17 protein-coding genes and 1 pseudogene are annotated in these 23,424 nt (G+C 53.6%); 2 read left to right on the top strand and 16 right to left on the bottom strand.

The window, feature by feature from the left end:
* Positions 1 to 25: 25 nt before the first annotated feature.
* The gene (locus tag KUE00_RS14270) at positions 26 to 1,216 is read left to right on the top strand and encodes an amino acid aminotransferase (protein WP_246760555.1); all 1,191 of its coding nucleotides are present in this window, start codon (positions 26 to 28) and stop codon (positions 1,214 to 1,216) included.
* 90 nt (positions 1,217 to 1,306) lie between these two features.
* Here the strand turns inward: KUE00_RS14270 and KUE00_RS14265 are convergent, their stop codons facing one another.
* The 7 genes from KUE00_RS14265 to cmoM all read right to left on the bottom strand — a co-directional run bounded on the left by KUE00_RS14265 (position 1,307) and on the right by cmoM (position 11,970).
* Positions 1,307 to 1,936, bottom strand: a complete 630-nt coding sequence (locus KUE00_RS14265; RefSeq protein ID WP_246760554.1) for an MBL fold metallo-hydrolase — start codon at positions 1,934 to 1,936, stop codon at positions 1,307 to 1,309.
* Between the two features lie 32 nt (positions 1,937 to 1,968).
* The gene (gene mepK, locus KUE00_RS14260) at positions 1,969 to 2,517 is read right to left on the bottom strand and encodes a peptidoglycan L,D-endopeptidase MepK (RefSeq protein WP_246760553.1); all 549 of its coding nucleotides are present in this window, start codon (positions 2,515 to 2,517) and stop codon (positions 1,969 to 1,971) included.
* A gap of 183 nt (positions 2,518 to 2,700) precedes the next feature.
* Positions 2,701 to 4,515 (bottom strand): L,D-transpeptidase, encoded by a 1,815-nt coding sequence (gene ldtD, locus KUE00_RS14255; RefSeq protein ID WP_484840047.1) that lies wholly within the window; start codon positions 4,513 to 4,515, stop codon positions 2,701 to 2,703.
* Between the two features lie 217 nt (positions 4,516 to 4,732).
* Positions 4,733 to 9,196 (bottom strand): chromosome partition protein MukB, encoded by a 4,464-nt coding sequence (mukB, locus tag KUE00_RS14250; protein WP_246760551.1) that lies wholly within the window; start codon positions 9,194 to 9,196, stop codon positions 4,733 to 4,735.
* The gene (mukE, locus tag KUE00_RS14245; protein ID WP_246760550.1) at positions 9,193 to 9,888 is read right to left on the bottom strand and encodes a chromosome partition protein MukE; all 696 of its coding nucleotides are present in this window, start codon (positions 9,886 to 9,888) and stop codon (positions 9,193 to 9,195) included. The genes mukB and mukE overlap by 4 nt, the downstream gene beginning before the upstream one ends.
* Positions 9,869 to 11,191: a chromosome partition protein MukF gene (gene mukF / locus KUE00_RS14240; RefSeq protein ID WP_246760549.1), complete on the bottom strand. Its 1,323-nt coding sequence runs from the start codon at positions 11,189 to 11,191 to the stop codon at positions 9,869 to 9,871. The genes mukE and mukF overlap by 20 nt, the downstream gene beginning before the upstream one ends.
* Complete coding sequence (gene cmoM, locus KUE00_RS14235) at positions 11,188 to 11,970, bottom strand: tRNA uridine 5-oxyacetic acid(34) methyltransferase CmoM (protein ID WP_246760548.1); 783 nt, start codon at positions 11,968 to 11,970, stop codon at positions 11,188 to 11,190. The genes mukF and cmoM overlap by 4 nt, the downstream gene beginning before the upstream one ends.
* A 128-nt stretch (positions 11,971 to 12,098) precedes the next feature.
* Here cmoM and elyC point away from each other — a divergent pair, with 128 nt between their 5' ends.
* Positions 12,099 to 12,878, top strand: a complete 780-nt coding sequence (gene elyC / locus KUE00_RS14230; RefSeq protein ID WP_246760547.1) for an envelope biogenesis factor ElyC — start codon at positions 12,099 to 12,101, stop codon at positions 12,876 to 12,878.
* Here elyC and KUE00_RS14225 read toward each other — a convergent pair.
* The 9 genes and pseudogenes from KUE00_RS14225 to rpsA all read right to left on the bottom strand — a co-directional run bounded on the left by KUE00_RS14225 (position 12,855) and on the right by rpsA (position 23,392).
* On the bottom strand, positions 12,855 to 13,748 hold the full coding sequence (locus tag KUE00_RS14225; protein WP_246760546.1) for a YcbJ family phosphotransferase: 894 nt from the start codon (positions 13,746 to 13,748) through the stop codon (positions 12,855 to 12,857). The genes elyC and KUE00_RS14225 overlap by 24 nt on opposite strands.
* A gap of 79 nt (positions 13,749 to 13,827) precedes the next feature.
* The gene (gene kdsB / locus KUE00_RS14220) at positions 13,828 to 14,574 is read right to left on the bottom strand and encodes a 3-deoxy-manno-octulosonate cytidylyltransferase (RefSeq protein WP_246760545.1); all 747 of its coding nucleotides are present in this window, start codon (positions 14,572 to 14,574) and stop codon (positions 13,828 to 13,830) included.
* A complete protein-coding gene (locus tag KUE00_RS14215) occupies positions 14,571 to 14,753 on the bottom strand; it encodes a Trm112 family protein (protein WP_246760544.1) in 183 nt (60 codons plus the stop codon). Before KUE00_RS14215 ends, kdsB begins: the two co-directional genes overlap by 4 nt.
* A gap of 81 nt (positions 14,754 to 14,834) precedes the next feature.
* Positions 14,835 to 16,040: a winged helix-turn-helix domain-containing protein gene (locus KUE00_RS14210; protein WP_246760543.1), complete on the bottom strand. Its 1,206-nt coding sequence runs from the start codon at positions 16,038 to 16,040 to the stop codon at positions 14,835 to 14,837.
* 38 nt (positions 16,041 to 16,078) lie between these two features.
* Positions 16,079 to 17,068 carry a tetraacyldisaccharide 4'-kinase gene (gene lpxK, locus KUE00_RS14205; RefSeq protein ID WP_246760542.1) on the bottom strand — a complete coding sequence of 330 codons (990 nt, stop codon included), beginning with the start codon at positions 17,066 to 17,068 and terminating at the stop codon, positions 16,079 to 16,081.
* Entirely contained in the window at positions 17,061 to 18,812 is a 1,752-nt protein-coding gene (gene msbA, locus KUE00_RS14200) for a lipid A ABC transporter ATP-binding protein/permease MsbA (protein ID WP_246760541.1), read from the bottom strand. Before msbA ends, lpxK begins: the two co-directional genes overlap by 8 nt.
* Before the next feature lie 36 nt (positions 18,813 to 18,848).
* A complete protein-coding gene (locus KUE00_RS14195) occupies positions 18,849 to 21,107 on the bottom strand; it encodes a ComEC family protein (RefSeq protein ID WP_246760540.1) in 2,259 nt (752 codons plus the stop codon).
* 244 nt (positions 21,108 to 21,351) lie between these two features.
* Positions 21,352 to 21,657, bottom strand: a pseudogene (gene ihfB, locus KUE00_RS14190) (integration host factor subunit beta); the annotation flags it as partial.
* Positions 21,658 to 21,718: 61 nt separating this feature from the next.
* Positions 21,719 to 23,392: a 30S ribosomal protein S1 gene (rpsA, locus tag KUE00_RS14185; protein ID WP_125288723.1), complete on the bottom strand. Its 1,674-nt coding sequence runs from the start codon at positions 23,390 to 23,392 to the stop codon at positions 21,719 to 21,721.
* Positions 23,393 to 23,424: the final 32 nt, after the last annotated feature.

The raw sequence follows: 23,424 nt of genomic DNA, 5'->3' as shown, positions 1-23,424 counted from the left end.
TTTCGGGTTATAACGGACTTCCACTATGTTTGAACGTATTTCAGCTGCACCTGCAGATCCTATTCTTGGCTTAGCCGATCTTTTCCGCGCAGACGATCGTCCTGATAAAATTAATCTGGGCATCGGCGTTTATAAAGATGAAACCGGTAAAACGCCGGTACTGACCAGCGTGAAAAAAGCCGAGCAGTATCTGCTGGAAAACGAAACCACGAAAAATTACCTCAGCATTGACGGCCTGGCTGATTTTGGCCAGTGTACGCAGGCGCTGCTTTTCGGCAACGATAACGCTATCCTGAACGAAAAACGTGCCCGCACGGCCCAGACGCCAGGCGGTACTGGCGCGCTGCGTATTGCCGCTGATTTTATTGCTTCCCAGACCAGCGCAAAGCGTATCTGGGTGAGCAACCCAAGCTGGCCAAACCATAAAAATGTCTTTCAGGCAGCGGGTCTGGAAGTCTGTGAATATCAGTATTATGACGCGGCTAATCATGCGCTGGACTTCGACGGCATGCTGAACGCCCTGCGTGAAGCCAAAGCGGGCGACGTCGTACTCTTCCATGGTTGCTGCCATAACCCGACCGGCATCGATCCTACCGCTGAGCAGTGGCACAAGCTGGCAGAACTCTCACTGGCCAACGGCTGGTTGCCGCTGTTTGATTTCGCTTACCAGGGCTTTGCTCGCGGTCTGGAAGAAGATGCGGAAGGCCTGCGTATTTTTGCCGCTGGTCACAAAGAACTGATTGTCGCCAGCTCTTACTCAAAGAACTTTGGGCTTTACAACGAGCGCGTCGGTGCTTTCACCCTGGTGGCCAGCACGGCGGACGTTGCGGACGTCGCATTTAGTCAGGTTAAGGCAACTATTCGCGCTAACTACTCCAACCCGCCGGCCCATGGCGCTGCGGTAGTAGCAACGATTCTAAGTAATGACTCGCTGCGTACGCTTTGGGAACAGGAGCTGACCGATATGCGTCAGCGCATCCATCGCATGCGCCAGCTGTTCGTGAATACGCTACAGGAAAAAGGTGCTAAAGGTGATTTCAGCTTTATCATCAACCAAAACGGCATGTTCTCTTTCAGCGGGCTGACTAAAGAACAGGTTATCCGACTGCGCGAAGAGTTTGGCGTTTACGCGGTTAATTCAGGACGTGTGAACGTGGCAGGCATGACGCCGGATAATATGGCTCCGCTGTGTGAAGCCATTGCCGCCGTGTTGTAAAGGCAGGTCTGAAGCAAAGCTAAATAATGTAAAAAAAGCCTGCACCGGGCAGGCTTTTTTATGCAGTCTTTAATGAAAATGAAGATATTGCTACTGAAGAAAAGGGTTAGAAATCCGTTCGCGCCCAAGTGTAGAGATCGGGCCATGGCCTGGCAAAAAAGTTACGTCATCGCCAAGGGGTAAAAGCTTACGCTTAATGGCATCAATCAGATCGGTATGGCTACCCTGAGGGAAATCGGTACGGCCTACGCCACCGCTAAAAATAACGTCGCCGGAAATCAACAGCCGCGAGACCCGATCGAAAAAGACAATATGGCCCGGCGTATGTCCCGGACAGAGTAAGACTTCCAGCGAGATATCGCCGGTGTGTACAACTTCGCCTTCATCCAGCCAGCGATCGGGCGTTAGCGGTGCGCATTCAGGGAAGCCAAACATTTGGCTCTGCGTTGGCAAACCCTCCAGCCAGAAAGCGTCGGCTTTATGCGGCCCGATAACGGGAACGGCATAAAAAGCCGCCAGCTCGGCCGCCGCGCCAACGTGATCCAGATGGCCATGCGTCAGCAGGATCTGCGTGACCGTTACGCCTTTTTCAGTGACCTGCGCCCGTATCTTCTCCGCATCACCACCCGGATCGACAATCGCTGCCTGTAAGGTAGTCGGACACCAAATCAACGAGCAGTTCTGCGAAAAAGCCGTTACCGGAATAATTTCATAATTCATAGGGCTCCATTAATCCCGACACGCCAGGATTTTTACCAGTGCCTTGTCGGCCCGGTATCAATATGCACAAAGTTGCTTCGCGGATAGTATCCTACACCGCCCGCCCTCATGGAAAGCGCAGCTTTGCGAATATTGCTCAGAGCAATTCCTTCAATATGGAAATCCATCGCCTGGCCCTGGGTGTGATAGCTGTGTTTAGCAACACCGCTACCGCGTTCACGTAGTGAATTGTTGGTGGCCAGCGTACGATAGCCAGAAATAAGCTGGACGGGTTTACGCGTATCAAGCAGAGCCTGCAGGCGGTACAGCTGGTCAAAAAGATGGGGGTCGATGCTCTTGATCTGGTTGGCACGATAGTCACGGAAAAAATGGTTCAGGCGTGTTAACTCATCTTTATCGTAGCTTTTGCCATTAAAGAACTCAGTCTTAAGGCTTTCGCCGGTATGTAAATTATTTAGCGTCAGAACGCGGGGACGCGAAGTAGAAAGCGAAGCAAAAGCCTGTCCGGGAAGGAGCGATAAGCCTAATGCCGCGCCGCCCAGAGCCAGTAATTTACGGCGATGTGAGTTGAATTTATCCATTAATCTGTGTTACCCGGCAAGTTTTAAAAACGGTGGAAACATTCACCGTCGGGAACCTTAACCGGGTAAAAATGCGGCGTCAACCAACGAAACGTGACGGGCACGGCAATTCAGGGAGTGATTGTCGTGCCCGTTTTGCAGGACGATCGAACTACAGTTGAGTAAAACCTGAAGAATCAATTACTAGAGCAATAATTGACCAGCCTTTGTCAACACCTGCGCACCGGAGCGGGCAGTCAGGTCATAATTGTAAATATCTGTTCGATACTGCGTCCTGCCATCGTCTGCTACCCAGGCCGTCAGATAATAAAGATTGACCGGAATATGGTGACGGATAGCGACATAACGCGTATCCCCCTGCTTCAGGGTACTGGAAATGCGCGTATCGTTCCATCCTGCATCCTGCAGAAGCAGATTAGCCAGATCCGAAGCTTTATTGACGCGCACACAGCCAGAGCTTAGCGCGCGAATGTCTTTCTGGAACAGATTATGGTTAGGCGTATCGTGCAGATAGATAGCATCTGAACTTGGCATATTAAATTTGTAACGGCCAAGCGAGTTGGTCGCGCCAGGCGCCTGTCGTATCCGGTAAGGGAACGAAGCTGCCGAAATCATCCGCCAGTCAATCATCGAAGGATCGATGACTTCCGCATCGCTGCTCCAGCCGGAAAGCAGCGTATAATTGTGTTTATACAGGTAACCCGGATCTTGCTTAACCTTTGGAACAATATCCTGACGCACCAGGGTGGTAGGCACGTTCCACGGCGGATTCAGCACGACATTATTGAGCGCACTACGCATCAGCGGGGTTTTACGATCTGGTCGCCCAACAATTACTCGAGAAGAAAGGATCTGACTGCCGTTCAAATAGTAAATCAGCGAATAGTTGGCAATATTGACCATGATGCCGTTATGCATGTCATCAGGCAGTAGTCGCAACCGCTGTATGTTCAAAGCCAGCAGTGAAGCGCGTAGCTGAGGCGATACGTTCAGCCATTCGCGAGTGCGTGGACCAATAACGCCATCCGCCTCAAGTCCCTGCCAGCGCTGAAAGCGTTTAACCCCTTCCACCAGCTCTTCTGAATAGACATGGGCAGGGTTGACCGGTGCAGCAGTTTGTACGTGACCCACTAGCTCAGGCGTATTTGGCTGCGGTGCCCGATCGGCAATGGAAGCTGAAGGACTGACTACCGCGTCGCTATTTGCAGCCGAGGCGGAAGACCCGGCTACAGCGTCGCCATTAGCAGCCGTAGAAGATGGCTGCACTGCCGCATCCTCATCCACTACGGACGCAGGCACTGGCGTGGTTGGAACCACATCGTCATCCGGTTTTGGCGTATCGCTGTTAGCCGTCAGCATATTACTGCGCTGTAAAATTTCTCGCAGCGCCGGCACGTCATCACTCAGTTGTCCCGGCCGCAGACTCTGCCTGTCAGTGAGCTGCGGCCAGGCACGGTTATCTGCCAGCAGCGCTTTTAACGCCTGATGCATTCTGACGTACTGCGGATGCTGGGGAGCCAGGGAAGCAACAAAAACGTCCAGCGACCCATGCTCAACCGCCCGCTGCCACTGATTGATCGCAGACATAGCAGGCGTTTCAAGCTTATAGGGCACGTTGCTATAAAGCCACGTCTCCCCTTTAGTGGGTACAGCTGCCACAAACTGTAAGTAGCCCAGCATCGCGTCCGATAACACGACATCTCGTTTCATGCCGCTTACCGAAGGGTCGGTCAACATTTTCACCCATTGCGTGAACTGCGGCTGTACGCCAGAAAGCGCAACCTCTGCCAGCTGTTGCTGAAATTGTTTAATGGCCTGCCGATCCTGCCACATTGGCTGCATATGCCTGGCAGCATAAAGCGAGGTTAGCATTTGCTGATAAAAGGGTTTGTAGCCGCTGGCAAACAGCGACTGTAACTCTGACTGCGCGTGAACAGCCGACGTTGAGGTAGCCGCATGCCTGACGGCGGCATTAGCTGAGCCAACAACCAGTGTCAAAAACAGACCTGCGCTTAATTTTTTTAAATTCGATCCTGTCAGCAACATCCCTTGCCTCCTTTAACGGGTCTGTATGAACGATAGCCCTGATTAACTATTGTTATAAGTATAGAAAAGAAAACGGCATTTGCGTTGAGGTCACAAATGCCGTTGAAGAGAGTAGATCGGCGACCTGATTTTTGCTATATCCGTCGCCGATTATTTTGTGCTATTCCCGTCAGGAAGTCAGCTGCCCGGCGGTCGCTTCCTCAGAGGCGTTCGCGGTCGTGGGTTCTGCCGCAAAACCACGCAGGCCGACAACGTGAACGTGTTCGGTATTATTAATTACCTTACGCACCAGCTTATAGGTAGTACCTTTTTCCGGGCTGATATTTTCCGGTGCCGCAATAATCAGCTGCATTTCAAGACGGTCACAAAGTTCAAACAGCGTGGCAATGGATTTGGCATCCAGACGCGCGGCCTCATCAAGGAACAGCAGGCGGCACGGCGAGATATCTTTACCACGCAGGCGGCGGGATTCTTCTTCCCAACTTTGCACTACCATAACCAGAATCGACATACCTGTACCGATAGCCTCTCCTGTTGAAAGCGCCCCGCTCTCGGCGCGCAGCCAGCCATCGGAACCACGGTTAACCTCAACCTCCATAGAGAGATAGTTACGGTAATCCAGCAGCTCTTCGCCGATAGTTTGCGGCGTGCGCTGTCCCATATCAATCTGCGGATTGAGTCGCTGGTAAAGCTTCGCCAGCGCCTCCGAGAAGGTCAATCGCTGGCTTTTAAACAGATCCTGATGCTGTTCATGCTGTTCGGAAAGCACGTCCAGCAGCGTAGCGTGCGTCTCCCGTACGTTTACATTCAGGCGCACGCTCTGAACCTGACCGAAGCTGACGTTCTGTAAGCCTTGGTTCAGCTGGCGAATACGGTTTTGCTCGCGCTGAATAGTTTTACGAATGATATTCGCTACGCTGCGGGAACTGATAGCAAGCATCTGTTCACGGGCGGTTAGCTCTTCGCTCAGACGATTTAGCTCGATTTCCATCTGCTCAATCGCTTCTACCGGATCGTCTGTGCGGATAATATCCTGACGGATACGCTCGCGCAGATGCTGGTAGACGGCAATAAAGAACTCAATCTTCCGTTCTGGCCGTTTTGGATCCTCCGACAGGCGAAGGATATCGCGCAGATGCTCATTATCGGCGACCGCCAGACGTAGCGCACCCAGCGCTTTATCCGACATTGAGCGCAGCTCGTCACCGCCCAGGTAGGCAAGCTCACGACGATGCAGTCGACGTTCGACGCCGTTGTCTTTAACCATGCGCAGTACGGCTACCCAGCCAGCTTTCGCGTTAACGACCTGCTCGCGGCTTTGATGATAGTCGCGCTCGACGCGCTTCAGTTTTTTCTGCAGCGCGTCCATCTCGGCTTCACAGAAGGTAAGCTGTTTCTCCAGCTGATTGCGGCGGCTGCGGTTATTGCTCAGCGCGGCATAGAGTTCGTCACGACGAATGCGCGCCCGCTCTTCTGCGCTCGCATCGGCGGCCACGCCAATATCCTGCATCTCCTGGAGCAGTTCCTTCAGCATATCGCGCTTGGCATCGTAAGAACTTTTCAATGAGGCCAGCACCTGCGAATACTGCGTCAGCTGCGCCTGATGGCCTCTCAGCTGCTCGCGTGCGCGTGCGCGTTCTGCTTCAGCCTGCTCAAGACGACGGCGTAGTTTTTCATTCAGATCGCTGTTGCCATCCAGCATGCCTGCCGAATCAGCGTAGTTAAAGTGCGCGCGACGCTGTACCACCTCGGTGATAGCAAACGCCTGCTGGCGAGCATCGCACTGTACCTGCTGTGCCTGCTGATAGTCCTGTTTGAGCTGCTCGTGCTGCTCCGGATCGCTTTGCAGTACCGCAATCAGCGGCTCCAGTTTGGCCAGGTTGGTACCGTGCTGCTGCAGGAAACGTGCGGCTTCCTGAGCTTCATCCAGCCTTTCCAGAATTTCTTCGTAGCGATCCTGCAGCGTTTCGTCCAGCAATAAATTGACGCGCGGCATCAGCCGGTTGAGCTGAGCCACGCCCTCTTTAGCCTGGTCAAACTGCTGGCGCTGCTGCTGGTTTTCACTTTCGTGCGCGCTAATAGCGCGTTCCAGTTCGCCACGACGGCCGTTCAGCTGACGAATTTCCGCTTCCGGATCTGCTTCAAAAGCGACGCCGATATGTCCACCGATAAAGCGGCTGAATGCCTGATGCAGGCGCTGCGTTTTCTGCACGTCAAAGGAGAGCGTGGCGTAGCGTTCCGCCAGCGTTTCCCGCTCTGCGCGCAGCAGTTCCAGCTGATTTTCACGCGCGGCGCGACCAAACAGCGGAACTTTGGGAAAACGGGAATAGCGCCACTGACGATCGCCTGCTTTGACCACGACCGCTTTTTGTAACTCTTCGACGTTAAATACGCTGTCATCGAAAGACTGCGGATCGCCTTCAATCAGGTAAAGATCTTCCGGGCACTCTTCCAGCCCGTCCAGCAGCTCACGCACCAGCGACAGATCGGGTACCACGATAGCGTGGCGTGCCGGGCCATATAGCGCGGAGAAGTACGGTGCGTCTTCAATGGTGACGTCGTCATAAATTTCTGACAGCAAAACCCCGCCAAAACGTTCGGCAAGGTGATTCAGACGCGCGTCTTCGGAGCCGCCAGGCTGGCTCAACCGTTCAATCTGGTTTTCAACGTCACGTTTGCGCGCGGCAACTTCGTCACGCTCAACGGTGGTTTCGCGTTCGCGCTCCAGCAGTTGCTGCATGTGCTCGGTAACCTGCTGGCTGTTTTCCAGCGACTGCCCCGTTTGTTCACGCAGCTGCGTCAGAATTTCCTGCGCGTTCAGCCACTGCGGCGCCTGTCTGGTCAGGCGTGCAATACGTTCACGCACCTGCTCCAGCTCCTGCCGCATCACCATGCGGCGCTCGCCAGCGTCCGCCACGCTTTCGGAGAGCTGCTCAATACGGGCTTCCAGTTCGAACTGTAAGGCTTCCAGCTCTTGTGGTTCATATTGCTGACCGTACCGTTTGCAGAATTCGTTCAGCAAACGTTCGGCCTCCTGCTGCTCGCGCAGACGCTGTTCCATTTCGGACAGGCGCGAACGCAGCGATTGCAGTTGCTCTGCATGGTAGCGCTGATTGCTGGCGTCGCGCAGGAGTTCACGTCCGGTTTGATAAGCTTCGCTGCGGCTCACCGGCCCGGCAATACGCGCAACCAGTTCAAAAGCCTGCTCAAACTGGCTGTGCGCGGCCTGCGCGACGCTCATTTTCTGTTCCAGCTGCAGCAGCTTATCGGTCGCTTCCTGCTCTTTAGCCCGGAATGTTTCCTGCCACTCCTGAGCATTGTCGATATTCAGCTCGCCAAGCCGGCAGATTTCCTGCGCGCGCTGCAGGGCGCCAAGCGCCTGCTGGTATTGAATAGCGCGCGTCTGCTGCACGTCCAGCGCCTGCTGATAGTCGGCCAGCTGGCTCTTCAGCTCGTCCACTTCCAGCTCGGCCGCTTCCGCCCGCGCTTCGTTGTCTTCATGGCGTTCGCGCGCTTCGGCAACGACTTCATTTTGCTCTTCAAGCCGATAGGTCAGTTCATCGATATCGCCTTCGTAGCGCTCGATTTTTTCCTGCTGGCGCATGGCTGTCTGCACCAGGTTCAGGTGGTCGCTGGCGCTCTGGTAATCCGTTTCTAAATCGCTTTCCGCCCCGGTGTGCTCTGCCAGCTCGCGCGCCATTTCCACATGGCGATACTGTTCGGCGGCCAGCTGCTTGCGGCTACCAAACAGCTCGCTACGCTGCTGCATTGCGCCGTCAAGATGAATACGCCGCTCATTGGCGTGGCGCATATAGTCGGCAGCAACGTAGCTGGTCGCTTCTGATATCAGGTGCTTAAACAGGTCGCGATCGGATTGCGTAACGCGGATGGCTTCCAGCGTCATACGGTTTTCACGCAGCGCCGCTTCCATATCCTGGAAAGCTTTACGCACGCCGCTGTTTTCCGGCAGCAGATAGTCACGCAGCGAGCGCGTAATAGCGCTGGAGATGCCGCCGTACAGCGAAGCTTCGATCAAACGATAATATTTGCTGCGGTCAGAAGCCGTGCGCAGACGCCGCGCCACTATCCCCAAATCGAACATCAGCGAGTGATATTCGGTGATGGAGTTAAACTGTTTGAACTGTACGCTTTCCATCGCTTCGAACTTCTCTTTCAGTTCGCTAAGCGGCAGAACGCGAGCCTGACGGGCATTGACCGTCTCGGTCAGAATTTCCGTCGGATTAATTGAGGTTGGCAAACCGTGGATGCTAAAAGGTCGGATATCGACTTTGCGATCGCGGCCAGCAACCTGCTGCAAACGTACGCCCACAATCACTCGCTGATGCAGCGAATTGACGACGTCCAGCGCTGCGTAACAAACGCCCGGTTTCAGTTTGCCGTGTAGACCTTTGTCGCGCGAGCCGGACGTTGCGCCCGCTTCCGTGGTATTACGAAAGTGCAACAGCGTAAGATCGGGGATCAGCGCGGTGACAAAAGCAGCCATCGTGGTAGATTTACCGGCACCGTTTCCGCCGGACAGCGTGGTAACCAGCTCGTCAAGATCAAAAGTTCGGGCAAAGAAACCGTTCCAGTTAATCAGCGTCAGGGAGCGAAATTTTCCGCGTTCAATCATTCTTCTTCCTCCGCCTGAGCGGCTTCATGGCTTTCTTCGCTTTCATCTGCTTGTGTAAACATCGCTTCGCCGTCTCTGATCATTCTCAGCTGTGCTTCGCGAGCATCGTCTCCGCTGCGCACGTCTGCCCCAAAGCGGAAAACGGATTCAGTAATGCGAAACTTGCTGCTGTCATGGCCCATAAACCACACCATGCCCAGGCGGCGCAAACGCGTCAGCGAAGCGCGCATTTTTTCCTGAAGCTTCTGGCGATCCAGATCGGAACCGGTTGAGCGCTGGTTAACCAGCTTCAGCAGCTTGCTTTCATCGGCCAGCGCCAGCAGTTCGTCGTAGAGTTCCTGCTGGGTAAAGATGCCTTCATTGGCCAGACGCTCGGGACTGAGGTAGAGATAGCAAAGAATTTTACCTACCATCATATCCAGCTCGGAGAGTACCGAACGCGCAATCAGCGTGCTGGCGCGCGGACGCAGATAGAAAAAACCTTCCGGCGCGCGGATCAGTTCTACGTTATAACGCAGATAAAACTCTTCCAGATATTCCTGGTAATCCATCAGAAACGCGTGATTATCCAGCTCTTCAATGCCGATATGGCGGCCCGCACGCAGCTGGCTGTCTAGCGCAGGGAAAAGCGGGTTAGCCAGCGCCAGCGCCAGCTTAACCGGCATGACTTGTTCAATATTTATCGATGACATGCGCCTGTACCTTGGCTCCGTAATCATTAATGGCCTGCCACTCTGCGGGCAGACCGGAAAAATCAGCTTCGGCGACGCCTAAACGCACGGCCTGATCGACGACAATTCTTGCCACGTCAAAGTGGCGGGCTCGCGGGTACTGCGCCAGATAGTCACGCATGACCAGGCCCAGGTTGAGCGGTTTTTGTTGGGCTTTGTAAATAGCCAGCGCTTCTTCAATCATGGCCGCCAGCTGCTCGCGAATTTCGCTCAGCTCTTCATATTCCAGTTCGGAAGGCAGCTCGCCCGTGACTTCTTCATTACGCAACGCCAGCTCTTCATCACGGACGTCATACAGCCTCTCGGCATTGGCGTAGGTTAATGCCCAGGGTTTATCAAAATAGGTTTGCAAAGATTGACGCAGGCGCTGCGCGAAGACGCGATTTTTATCCATATCGATGGCGGTACGAATAAATTTGTGCACGTGGCGGTCGTAACCAATCCACAGGTCGATGGCCTGCTGGCCCCAGCTGATAATACGGTCCAGCTTGTTTTGCAGGTCGAACACCAGCTTGTCGATAAAGCCAAGATCCGGACTGCCCAGCGTGGCATCCTGAATGCGTAACAGGTTCGCCTGCAGCTTATCGCCCGCCGCTTCCAGCGTATCCTGAAGCTCACGTAGCGTGCCGGACGTTTCATTCAGCAGCATTTCGCAGCTGGAAATAGCGGCGCGCCAGTCTTTATTCAGCAGCTGGGCGATATCATCTTTTACCGCCTGCTGCTGCTCATCCATGATGCGCTGGGTGATATCAATGCTGTCAAAGATTTCCGCCACGGAATATTTAAGCGGCGCAAAAACGTTGCGGTGCCAGTGAAAATCATCGCCATCTTCCTCTGCCGCATCCGCCGCACGCTTGAGCTCGCCAGCCACGATAGAGAGCTGCATGGAAAGCCGCAGCGTGGAAAATTCCCGCTGGCGAATGTAATAGTCGGTAATGCCGATAGCGAGCGGCGTCAGGCGATAGATAGCGTGGCCTTCTGCGTGCTCGCTGGTAAAGCGGTTAAGCAGACGCTGTCGCACCATATCGTTAATCGCGTTATTCGCGCGGACGCTGACGGTTTCGCTGGTCTGTTCAAATCCTTCGCTGACGTGACGAAAGGCGTCCGTGAGTTCGCCTTCGCTCATCTCACCGTCCATGCGCTCGCCGTTAAGCGTGGCAATTGCCAGTAAAAAAGCCAGACGTTCGGTAGGCAGCGAGACGGAAAAATCGTTTTTCCGCGCCCATGCAACCAGCTCCGGTACTGTCTGGGAAAATTCACTCATGCTTGGTCCTTTATGGGCTTTTGCGCTGTTACGTGGATATAGCGACCCAAACTTAAAAATGGTTCCTGGCGGCAAAAACGCTTTTCCAGCGCCAGAACTTCTTCAAATCTTTCCGTTTGCTTCTGTTTATCACGCATATAGTCATGAAAAACGCGCACGCCGGTCTTATTGCCGACGATAAAGCCGGCTTGCTCCAGCCAGCGATAAACCTGCTTCGGTTCACGCGGATAGTCTGGCGACAGGGTCTTACGCTTTCTTTTGCGCAGATCGGCCTGCATATAGCCGAAATTACCCAGTACCAGCGTCTGCATCATCAGCCCGTTGACGTTGTAGAACATCAGCGAGAGCACGCCGCCTGGCGCAAGGGCATCGTATAAAGCGGCCAGTACCGCTTCCGGCTCCGCAACCCATTCCAGCACAGCGTGAAACAATACCAGATCGACCGGCCGATCCAAATGCTGGCCTGCTTGCTGCGCGCTGATTTGTTTAAACTGCATGTTGCTGCTCACGCCTTTTTCTTCGGCATGAAGACGCGCCCGCTGCAGCATTTCTTCAGATAAATCGCAGAGTAAAACCTGATGCCCCAGGCTGGCAAGCCCGCAGCTGGTTTGCCCTTCGCCGCCGCCTGCATCCAGCACTTTTAACGGTCTTTGCGGCAGCATGGCTAAAATTTCGTCAAGCTCCTGCCAGACGATGGCCTGGCGGATACGGCCTTTGGTTGTGCCGTAGATATTTTGCGAAAATTTTTCCGCGATATCGTCAAAGTTGCGATCCTGCATAAGCGGGCTCCGGGCTGGGCAAAAGGTGAATCCGGCGGCTATTTTGGCATACACTGAGGGAGAATGAACCTTTCCGTCACTGCTTCGCTTTCGGGTGGCGTTTTTTCGGACAAAAGGAAGCGTTTTCCATGTTTTTTACGCTTAAAAAAGCGATTGGTGGTCTGTTAATGCCCTTGCCGCTGCTGTTGTTACTGATGGCGGTTGCCCTTTTCCTGCTCTGGTTCAGCCGCTGGCAAAAAACCGGGAAAATTATACTCTCTTCTGCCTGGCTGATTTTGTTGCTGATCAGTCTTCAGCCGGTTGCCGATAGCCTGCTGGCGCCGCTCGAAAAAGAGTTTCCTACGTGGCGGAAAGCGCAAAAGGTGAATTATGTGGTGGTGCTGGGAGGCGGTTACACCTGGAATCCGCAATGGGCGCCGGGTTCGAATATGATTAACAATAGTTTGCCCAGGCTGGTGGAAGGGATCCGCTTATGGCGGGCTAATCCGGGCGCGAAAATAATTTTTACCGGTGCGGCTGCGCAAGGAAATCCTGTCAGCTCGGCGGAAGTGACGGCCAGGGTGGCAGAGACGCTGGGCGTGCCGCGCAGCGAAATTATCACCCTGGATAAGCCGCGAGATACGAGCCAGGAAGCGGTCGAGGTCGCTAAAGTGGTTGGCTCTGCCCCTTTCTTGCTGGTCACGTCCGCTTCACATCTGCCGCGCGCGATGCTGTTTTTCCAGCAGCAGGGGTTGCATCCGTTGCCCGCTCCGGCTAACCAGCTGGCTATTGCCTCGCCGCTTAATCCCTGGGAGAAAGCGCTGCCTTCTTCACTCTGGCTTGGCCACAGTGAACGCGCTATTTATGAAACTTTAGGCCGCATCTGGCAACGGATAAACTCGCCTTCAGTCGAGCCAGGGCTGCAGTGAACGCATCGCCAGGTCGAAGCGTTCCCGACTGAACTGGCCGGAATGGATTAACCGGTCAATTTCGTCCCAGAGCATGTAGAGCCAGCGCCTGGCGATAAAGCCTTCCGCCACGGGCGCGCGCTGTAGATAGTGAAACAGCAGCGCCTCTGGCTGGCCTTCCTCACACAGCCTGAATAACTCATATTCACGCGGTGCCCACAATATCGTGCCCGGATTGACCATTGAAAGCAGCTGGTCGCTCCAGGCTTCCTTCATCATGCTTTGCAGCGAAAGATTGCCGTGCACCAGCACGCAGGGATCGTCAAAATCGGTGAAAAAAGAGCACAGGCTTTGCCGGCAGCGGAAAAGGAAACGGTGATCTTCCATCGACAGGCGTTCCGGGCGCATATAGCCCAGCGTGGACCATAAGATCTCTACTCGCTGCTTGTACCATGCGGGCCAGTTGTTTTCCTGGGTACTGTCTACCGTGCCAACGAGGCCGTGACTATCAATGCGGTGCCAGGCCAGCAGCGCGGCGACAATCTGATCCTGTAGCTGTAGCCAGCGCTCAGGCGTACGCGTTGGCGCTTCTACCGATACGCCGCCCATTCTTTCCATCAGCAACACTTCGTGCTGAGGCGTTTGCTGACTAACCATCATGCCGTAGACCGTTGGCATACGCACCGTACTTTCCCGGCCCAGCATCGACAATTTGTAGGCTTCCTGAGAGGCGATACCCCGGGCGGTGTAATATTTTGCCACCAGCGGCAACGAATGGCCTTTGCCGTCATATAACGAGTAAAGGCTGGCATAGGGTTGCTGGCTAATACATTCAAGACGGCTTAACGTTTCGCCAAGTACCGTGGAAAGCTCGGAAAGAAGTTGTTTCATCTGCTGCTCCTGGTTGCGGGCCCGTTGTTAAACCTGGTGTAAGAAGCAGAGAAAAAGGGCCGCAGCCGGCCCTGAAAAGTTACTGCATAGCCGCCCGGACGCGTTCCAGGTCTTCCGGCGTATCGACGCCAGCCCCCGGAACAGCCTGCGCGACGTCGACGTGAATTTTTTCGCCGTACCACAGTACGCGCAGCTGCTCCAGTAGCTCAATTTGCTCCAGCGGGCTGGTTTCCCAGCTGACATAACGGCGGATAAAGCCCGCGCGGTAGCCATAAATACCGATATGGCGCAAAAAGTTGTCGCCAACGGTTTCCTTTGAGCGAGCAAAACGTTCACGATCCCACGGAATAGTGGCGCGAGAGAAGTAGAGCGCATAGCCCTGGGCATCTCTGACCACTTTTACCGCGTTAGGATTAAACGCCTCTTCTGCTGACGTGACCGGCACGGCCAGCGTCGCCATCCCGGCACTGCTTTTCGCCAGATTATCAGCGACCTGACGAATGATAACCGGTGGGATCATCGGTTCATCACCCTGCACATTTACAATGAGTGCATCGTCAGCAAACTGATATTTTTCAATAACTTCAGCCAGCCTTTCCGTACCGGACTGATGGTCGGACCGGGTCATACAGACTTCTCCGCCAGCGGCTTCTACCGCACGCGCGACGTCATCATTGTCCGTTGCTACAATCACACGTTCCGCACCGGATTCGCGAGCTCGCTCCATGACGTGAACAATCATAGGCTTGCCGTGAATATCGATTAGCGGCTTTCCCGGCAGCCGTGTGGAAGCATAACGTGCCGGAATGATCGCGATAAAACTCATGGATGAGTCTCTTCCAGCGACAGCGAACGCGCTTCGGTTTCTAACAGCACGGGGATGCCGTCACGTACCGGATAAGCCAGACCATCAGGCTTACAGATAAGCTCCTGCTGATCTTTATTGTAATACAGCTTGCCGTGACAAACCGGACAAGCGACGATTTCGAGTAAACGATGATCCATGGTATCTCCCTGGTGGATCCGGTCAGACAGAGCGTTAGAATATCATAGCTCTTCCATGAGCGGTTAACCTCCCCGGACGCTTTATATTGTCCATTCCAGCGGCATGTCGCTGGCTTCGCGCGGCAGATGAGATAAAAGAACTGTTTCGGCTCCCTGCCAGCGAGCAAAACGCGTAATGGCCTGGCGCAAATCGTTCAGTAGCGAAGCATTTATCTTTACTCCCGCTTCCAGCCACAGCTGCTTTACCAGTAGTCTTTTTTCTTTACGTAGCATTTTGGCATCAAGACGGCCTTTCAGCGCGCCGCGATGCAAAATCGGTAACACAAAATAGCCATACTGGCGCTTTGCTTCTGGCGTATAGCATTCCAGTCGATAGTTAAAATCAAACAGCTCCAGCGCACGCTTGCGATCCCATACAACCGGATCAAAAGGTGAAAGCAGCGTTGTGCAGGTAGCTTCAGGGTCAGTTTGCAGTATCGGTAGCTGTGAACAATGCAGATAGCACAGCCCCAGCGTTTCAACTTCTACCGGCACCACCTCACCGCTACTCAGCCATTCGCCCAGCGCTTCTTTTACCGGCGCGCGCTTAAGCCGATAATAATCAGCAAGCCAGGCCGGGCGAAATATGCCCAGGCTGCGCGCGCTGTTACGCAACATTTGCATGACGGCGTCGTTTTCGCTGAGTGCGTGAACGGCATCATCCCACTCGGGAAGCACGCGCTGACGCAAATCGTAAACGCGCTGAAAGTTACGGCGCTCAACAACCATCAGCTCGCCAGAGGTAAACAAGTTTTCCAGGTGACGTTTGTGCGGCTTCCACGACCACCAGCCGGACTTTTGTCCTTCAGGCGCGGCAAAGTCGGCTGATCTGACTGGCCCGTGCTTTTCAATATGGGCCAGAAGCTGTGTAATTTCCTGCTGCCATGTGTTCACCCACTGCTGATTATATTTCCAGCCCATATTTTCTGGCGCAAGCATGCGATGGCGCAGCAAAGGATAGTCTTCGGATGGAATGAAGCAGGCTTCGTGCGCCCAGTACTCAAAAAGCTTGCCGGTCGATAAGGCCTCTTCCAGCCAGCTCTGCGGATAGTCGCCAAGGCGGCTAAAAAGTACCAGATAAGGACTGCGAGCCACTACATTGATGGTGTCAATCTGCAACAAAGACATTTGCCGCACAGCATTAACGAGGTCGCTAAACTGCGCCTTACGTCGAGGCGGCTGCAGCAGGCCCTGTGCAGCCAGATGAACATTCCGCGCTTGCGGCAGAGAAAGAGAATAAGAAGACATAATGCACCTGTCTGGTAAGGTGCATTCAGTTTAGCGATTTAATGATTTTTCGGCGACTTAAGGGACACAATACGCTCCAGTAACTCATTGCCCTGAGTCACTGGCAGTTCGGCATCAACCGGCAAATACCACCAGTTTGCTGCGGCAAAACCGCGCGCCTTCACCGCATCTTTTTCAGTCATTAACAGAATCTGATTTTCATCGACCAGTGATGCCAGCTGCCCGGCGCTGTAGTCCTGATGATCGGCAAAGGGAACCTCTTTAACCGGCACAATACCCTGCTGGCGAAGCGTAGCGAAAAAACGAGGCGGATGACCGATACCGGCCATTGCGACCACGTTTACCAGAGAGGTTAAAGGCAAAGTCTGGCGAGTCAGCAGATTGACCGCGAAACCCGGTGCCAGCTGCATAGGTATTTCACCTGCATGCGCGTTGCCGCCATTGGTAATCACGGCATCCACACTTTGCAACCGTGAAGCCCGTTCGCGCATTGGGCCTGCCGGCAACCACCAGCCATTGCCAAAACGACGCTGGCCATCAACCACCACGATTTCAAAATCCCTCGCCAGCGCATAATGCTGCAGGCCATCGTCGGTAATAATGATGTCAATATCGTTCTGGCTCAGCAATGCCTGCACGGCTTCTTTGCGCCGGGGAGAAACGGCGACCGCCGCGCCGGTCCGCTGATAAATCAGTACCGGTTCATCCCCTGCTTCGCGCGTGGTTGTCTGCTCATTAAGCCTTAACGGATAGGTTTGGGCTTTACCGCCGTAGCCCCGGGAGACCACGCCAGGGCGTAAACCACGCTGCTGCAGCGCCTGCACCAGCCAGATAACCACCGGCGTTTTACCGTTGCCGCCCGCGGTCAGATTACCCACAACGACTACAGGCACAGGCGCTTGCCAGGCTTTACGCCAGCCCCAAACGTAGCTATAGCGCAGCAGCTGGCTGATTAATCCGTACAGCCAGCTGAGCGGCAGCAGCAGTCGCCATAGCGCTGACCGGCCGCTCCAGAGGCGTTCAATCATTACCAAACTGCATTTTGTGCAGCTGAGCGTAGGCGCCTTTATGCGCCAGCAGCTCGGCATGACTGCCGCGCTCTACGATATGCCCATCTTCCACCACCACAATTTCATCGGCTTTTTCAATAGTGGAAAGACGGTGAGCGATCACCAGCGAGGTACGGTTTTTCTGCAGCTCGTCCAGCGCTGACTGAATGGCCCGCTCCGATTCGGTATCCAGCGCAGACGTTGCCTCATCAAGAATAAGGATTGGGCAGTCTCGCAGCAGCGCGCGTGCAATCGCAATGCGCTGGCGCTGTCCGCCCGAGAGCAGCACGCCGTTTTCACCGATGACCGTATCCAGCCCGTTATCCATTTTGTTAATGAAATCCATCGCGTGCGCCATGGTCGCCGCTTTTTCGATATCTTCACGGCTGTATTGCTCGTTGCGCGCATAGGCAATGTTATTGGCCACGGTATCGTTAAAGAGATGAACATTTTGCGAAACCAGCGCGACCTGATTACGTAACGAACTGAGCGTGTATTCACGTAAATCATGCCCATCCATCAGGATTTCGCCCTGCTGAATGTCGTAAAAACGCGTCATCAGGCTGGCAATGGTTGATTTCCCCGAGCCAGAACGTCCTACCAGCGCCACCGTTCTCCCTGCCGGGATAGACAAATTGATGTTATGCAGCGCCGGCGTTTCACGCCCGGGGTAGGTGAAGGTCACGTTACGGAACTCAATATCACCGCGAGCGCGTTCGATTACCCGGGTACCGGTATCCGTTTCCTGCTCGCTATCCAGAATGGAAAACAGCGTCTGACAGGCCGCCATGCCGCGCTGGAACTGCGCGTTGACGTTGGTCAGGGATTTCAGCGGTCGCATAAGCGCGATCATTGATGAAAACACCACGGTAATAGTACCGGCTGTTAAGGTCGCCATCACGCTTGGGAAACTCGCGGCATAAAGGACAAAAGCCAGCGCCAGCGAAGCGATCAGCTGGATAACAGGATCGGAGACGGAGGAAGCGGAAACCAGCTTCATGCCCTGCTGCCGCATGCGGTTACTGACGACGTCAAACCGCTGGCTCTCAATTTGCTGACCGCCAAAAATCAGGACTTCTTTATGGCCCTTTAGCATCTGCTCAGCACTGGTGGTCACCTGCCCCATGGTGTTCTGCATGTTTTTACTGATGCTACGGAAGCGTTTTGACACGGTGCGAATAGCGAAAGAAACCACCGGTGCCAGTAAAATCAGGATGACCGACAGCTGCCAGCTGTAGTAAAACATCATGATAAACAGACCGATAATTGATGCACCTTCACGCACCACGGTGACCAGCGCGCTGGAAGAGGATGAGGCCACCTGCTCCGAATCATAGGTGATTCGCGACAGCAGTGTGCCGGTAGATTGCTGATCGAAGAAGGCGACCGGCATGCCCATCATATGGCTAAACAGACGGCGGCGCATCGACATCACCACGTTGCCAGAAACCCATGAAATACAGTAGCTGGAGATGTAGCTGGAGACGCCACGTACCAACATTAATCCGATTACGGCCAGCGGCATCCAGACCAGTACGGAAGAATCTGCTTTGCCGAAACCGTCATCCAGCAGCGGTTTTAGCAAGGACATCATCAGCACATCACCTGCTGCGTTGACGATAAGAGCGACAGAAGAGACTGCCAGTCCCGTTTTAAATGGTTTGATCATCGGCCAGAGGCGTCGGAATGTCTGCCAGGTGGAGAGATCTTTGTCCTGATGCATTAGTTAACCAGCTTCTAATTGAAATAGCCGCTCATTCTACCTGGAATAACGGGCTACGCCAAACCACTGATGGTACCAGCGGGGCATTATTTGCGCTCTATAGGTTAAAACACGCCAGTTTTCTCTATAAAATTCAAGGGCTATTTGTCCATCGGCGGCGGTGTCGTACCAGCGATAATGGTTTTCATGATAGCGTGTGATAATACGTTTAGCAGGCAATTTCCATGCGTTATAGCGCGCGGCGGAGGCCAACGCGACGCTACCTGCGACTTTTCTGAGCAGCGGCGGCGAAGAGGATGTGCCGCTACCATGATGGGGTACCTGAATGATATCGGCTCGCAATCTATCACCATAAAAACTGACCAGTTTCAGCTCGGCTGGCGTTTCAATATCGCCCGTCAGCAAGATTTTCCTCTTACCATCGGAGACCAGAATGACGCAGGACTGGTTATTGCCGCTGGGTATCGTCATCTTTTGCGGCCACAGGACTTTAAACGTCAGGCTTTGCCAGCGCCAGCTGAGGTTTTTCTGACAAGGCAGATGTCCGGGCAGGTTTAATCCGCTACGGATGGTCGCCGCAGGAAAATTAGCGCGCAGGCTGTTAAGGCCGCCGATATGATCGAGATGGCCATGGCTTAAAATAATCTGCTGTACGGTCAGCCTTTGCCAGCGTAGCCAGGGCACTATCTGACTGAGCGCGGCATCACCACTGCCCCACCTGTTGCCCGTATCGTAAATGACCGCTTTACCACGTTGTGAAATGACTATGCTTAGCCCGTGTCCAATATCCAGCATGTCCAGGCGCCATTCAGGTTCTTTAATATTTAGCCGCCAGCACAACAAAGCCAGACAGAAACTGACCACGGTCAGAGGTGAACTACGCCACCAGTGAAAACGGCAGACTGCCATCATCAGCAAGCAGAACAGGCTCAGCCATAAAACCTGTTCGCTTACGCCAATCCAGCCTTTTGGCAATAAAAATAGCGGTTTGAATACCAGTGCAAGCGAGCAGTCTGCCAGCCACCATAAAAACTGGCTCAGCGGCGCGCAAGGAAGCAGCAGGATTGCGCCAAGCAGTAGCGGGACCGTTAATAAAGTCACTAACGGTACTGCCCACAAATTTGCCAGCAATGCGCTTACGCTGATGCCGTGGAAAATGAAGATCTGTAGCGGCATTAACAGGACAAAAAGACCGAGCTGCAGGTGAAGCAGCCGTAATAACAGCCATTTCTTTTGTTTTGAAAAGCGGCCAGCCAGAGGAAACCAGTGATACCAGAGCAGCAGGCTTGCCACTGCCGTTGCGGATAACCACAGGCTGTCTGATAGCACGCTTAGCGGATCGAAAAAAAGAATTGTGCCAATAGCAATGTTTAGTACCTGTCCGCTGGTGCAGTTTTTGCCTGTCAGGCGAAGCAGGCTCCAGATCGTTAAGGCAAGTATCGCCCTTACAGCTGGCGGACTCCCACCGGATAGCCAGCTATAGATTAACGCCAGTACCAGACCACATCCCAGAGGAAAGCGATAGCCTATCCAGTGGCTGCGGAAAAATAGCTGGATTATCCTCGCCAGCAGCCAGCCTGAGCTGGCGGCCAGGCCAATGTGCATTCCCGATATGGCCATCAGATGCGCCGTACCGGTTTCGCGCAGCACGGTTTTTATCTCGCTGCTGAGCGTAGTTCGGTCACCAAAAGCCAGCGCGAGCAGCACTGACTGCCAGGGCAATGTCTGAAGGTGTTTCTGGCTTCGCTGAATAATGCTTTCCCGCCAGCTACAGTTAAGATCGACAGGATTTAACGCCAGCGCTTTCCCCGTTAGCGGTGTGCTGTTAGCCAGCGCAAAACGTTGAGCATCAAAGCCGCCCTGGTTAAGCCGGGCATGCACCGGCCTCAGGCGAAGCGTCATTTGCCAGCGCTGCCCGGCGCAAAACGCCTGGTTTATCTCAGGCGAATTGATTAACGCATAAACGGGTGGAAAGAGCCTTTTTTCCCCCACGCTGACAATCCGCACCTTGATTTTTTGTGACTGAGGCAGTAACTGCTTAATCCTGACGGTAGCGTTCACCGGCCCGGCAGAGAGGAACGTTGTTTGCTGCAAAAGACGTTGAGCAGGCATCAGAGCCCAGAAAAAAAGCATAAGAAAAATAGCGGCCTCTTTGCCTTTTTTAACAGCAATTAAAATCCCGGCCAGCGCTACAGGCACCCAGTTATAGCGCGCCTCCGGCAAATAAGGTAACCAGATTAGCGGCAGCGTTGCGGTAATCATCCCTGCTGCCAGTCGGCTCAGGCTGTAAGCCATCAGCATCTCTCCTTTGTAACGACAACGAAGAGTATGCAAGGCTTGGGTAAATGAATCAGCCAGCACTTTTCTCTTTCAGAAGAGATAGCGCAAAGAGAAGGAGTGAATTACAGCGGGTTGCAGTATTTATGCGAGAGAAGTTCAGATAGTTAAAAACAGCAGTCAAAACGCTTCAGTTAGCCTGTTTTTAAAGCAAAAAAAACGACACCGAAGTGTCGTTTTATTGCAGTGTAATGCGGAAGCTTTAGCCGTAAATATTTGCGCGATCGCGTAATTCTTTACCGGGCTTGAAGTGCGGAACGTATTTACCTTCCAGCTCAACTTTATCACCCGTTTTAGGGTTGCGTCCGGTACGAGGTGCGCGGTAGTGCAAAGAAAAACTGCCGAAGCCCCGGATTTCGATGCGTTCACCCTGCGCCAGCGTAGTGGCCATGTGTTCAAGCATCTCTTTTACCGCATCCTCAACGACTTTCGCCGGAATATGAGAGTGCTGGCCAGCAAGTCTTTCAATCAGTTCTGACTTGGTCATAAATCCTCCGGTTAATCCCTGTGGGAAAAAGCTCTGACAGTAACGGCTTCAGGACAGCAGAGCTGCCCTGATGCAAGCGCAATTACTCGCCTTTAGCTGCTTTGAACGCTTCAGCCATAGCGTTAGAGAAGTTGCCTTCTTCCTGTTTGGTGTTAACAGTGTTGATGGCTTCTTTCTCGTCAGCCTGGTCTTTTGCACGAACAGACAGGCTAACAACGCGGTTTTTACGGTCAACGCCGGTGAACTTGGCTTCAACATCGTCGCCAACGTTCAGAACCAGAGTTGCGTCTTCTACGCGGTCGATAGATGCTTCAGAAGCACGCAGGTAACCTTCAACGCCGTCAGCCAGTTCAACTGTAGCACCTTTAGCGTCAACTGCAGTTACTTTACCGTTAACAATGGCACCTTTCTTGTTCAGAGAGATGTAGTTGTTGAACGGATCTTCTGCCAGCTGCTTAACGCCCAGGGAGATACGCTCGCGCTCTGCGTCAACCTGCAGAACCACGGCTGCGATTTCGTCGCCTTTCTTGTATTCACGAACTGCTTCTTCTCCGGTAGCGTTCCAGGAGATGTCAGACAGGTGAACCAGGCCGTCGATACCGCCGTCCAGGCCGATGAAGATACCGAAGTCAGTGATTGACTTGATTTTACCTTCAACGCGGTCGCCCTTGTTGTGGGTTTCTGCAAACTGCTGCCATGGGTTAGATTTGCACTGCTTCAGACCCAGGGAGATACGACGACGTTCTTCGTCGATGTCCAGAACCATAACTTCAACAACATCGCCAACGTTAACAACTTTAGACGGATGAATGTTTTTGTTGGTCCAGTCCATTTCTGACACGTGTACCAGGCCTTCAACGCCTTCTTCGATTTCAACGAAGCAGCCGTAGTCGGTCAGGTTGGTCACGCGGCCAGTCAGACGAGTACCTTCCGGGTAACGCTTAGCGATAGCGACCCATGGATCTTCGCCCAGCTGTTTCAGGCCCAGAGAAACGCGGGTACGCTCGCGGTCGAATTTCAGCACTTTAACAGTGATTTCGTCGCCCACGTTGACAATTTCGCTTGGATGCTTAACGCGTTTCCATGCCATGTCAGTGATGTGCAGCAGGCCGTCAACGCCGCCCAGATCAACGAATGCACCGTAGTCAGTCAGGTTCTTAACGATACCTTTAACTTCCATGCCTTCCTGCAGGTTTTCCAGCAGCTGATCGCGCTCTGCGCTGTTTTCGGATTCGATAACCGCACGACGTGAAACCACCACGTTGTTACGTTTCTGATCCAGCTTGATTACTTTGAACTCAAGCTCTTTGCCTTCCAGGTGCAGCGTGTCGCGCACCGGACGCACATCTACCAGTGAACCTGGCAGGAACGCACGAATACCGTTCAGCTCAACTGTGAAGCCACCTTTCACTTTGCCGTTGATAACACCGGTAACAGTTTCAGCATCTTCGTAAGCTTTTTCCAGCGTGATCCATGCTTCGTGACGCTTAGCTTTCTCACGGGACAGCAGGGTTTCACCGAAGCCGTCTTCTACTGCGTCCAGAGCAACGTCAACTTCGTCGCCTACCTGGATTTCCAGTTCGCCGGCTGCGTTCTTGAACTGCTCTGCAGGAATTGCAGATTCAGATTTCAGACCCGCATCAACCAGAACTACGTCTTTGTCGATAGAGACAACAACGCCACGAACGATGGAACCCGGGCGGGTTTCGATTGTTTTTAAGGATTCTTCAAATAGTTGAGCAAAAGATTCAGTCATATTGATAATCTTCAGGATTCTTCAATTTAACG

This window comes from Erwinia phyllosphaerae (assembly GCF_019132875.1).
Taxonomy (GTDB): Bacteria; Pseudomonadota; Gammaproteobacteria; order Enterobacterales; family Enterobacteriaceae; genus Erwinia; species Erwinia phyllosphaerae.
This window is presented reverse-complemented; position numbering and strand designations above follow the sequence as displayed.

Coding starts and splice junctions, on each gene's coding strand:
- KUE00_RS14270 (WP_246760555.1), top strand. CDS start 26: ATGTTTGAACGTATTTCAGCTGCACCTGCAGATCCTATTCTTGGCTTA.
- KUE00_RS14265 (WP_246760554.1), bottom strand. CDS start 1,936: ATGAATTATGAAATTATTCCGGTAACGGCTTTTTCGCAGAACTGCTCG.
- mepK (WP_246760553.1), bottom strand. CDS start 2,517: ATGGATAAATTCAACTCACATCGCCGTAAATTACTGGCTCTGGGCGGC.
- mukB (WP_246760551.1), bottom strand. CDS start 9,196: ATGATTGAACGCGGAAAATTTCGCTCCCTGACGCTGATTAACTGGAAC.
- mukE (WP_246760550.1), bottom strand. CDS start 9,888: ATGTCATCGATAAATATTGAACAAGTCATGCCGGTTAAGCTGGCGCTG.
- mukF (WP_246760549.1), bottom strand. CDS start 11,191: ATGAGTGAATTTTCCCAGACAGTACCGGAGCTGGTTGCATGGGCGCGG.
- cmoM (WP_246760548.1), bottom strand. CDS start 11,970: ATGCAGGATCGCAACTTTGACGATATCGCGGAAAAATTTTCGCAAAAT.
- elyC (WP_246760547.1), top strand. CDS start 12,099: ATGTTTTTTACGCTTAAAAAAGCGATTGGTGGTCTGTTAATGCCCTTG.
- KUE00_RS14225 (WP_246760546.1), bottom strand. CDS start 13,748: ATGAAACAACTTCTTTCCGAGCTTTCCACGGTACTTGGCGAAACGTTA.
- kdsB (WP_246760545.1), bottom strand. CDS start 14,574: ATGAGTTTTATCGCGATCATTCCGGCACGTTATGCTTCCACACGGCTG.
- KUE00_RS14215 (WP_246760544.1), bottom strand. CDS start 14,753: ATGGATCATCGTTTACTCGAAATCGTCGCTTGTCCGGTTTGTCACGGC.
- KUE00_RS14210 (WP_246760543.1), bottom strand. CDS start 16,040: ATGTCTTCTTATTCTCTTTCTCTGCCGCAAGCGCGGAATGTTCATCTG.
- lpxK (WP_246760542.1), bottom strand. CDS start 17,068: ATGATTGAACGCCTCTGGAGCGGCCGGTCAGCGCTATGGCGACTGCTG.
- msbA (WP_246760541.1), bottom strand. CDS start 18,812: ATGCATCAGGACAAAGATCTCTCCACCTGGCAGACATTCCGACGCCTC.
- KUE00_RS14195 (WP_246760540.1), bottom strand. CDS start 21,107: ATGGCTTACAGCCTGAGCCGACTGGCAGCAGGGATGATTACCGCAACG.
- rpsA (WP_125288723.1), bottom strand. CDS start 23,392: ATGACTGAATCTTTTGCTCAACTATTTGAAGAATCCTTAAAAACAATC.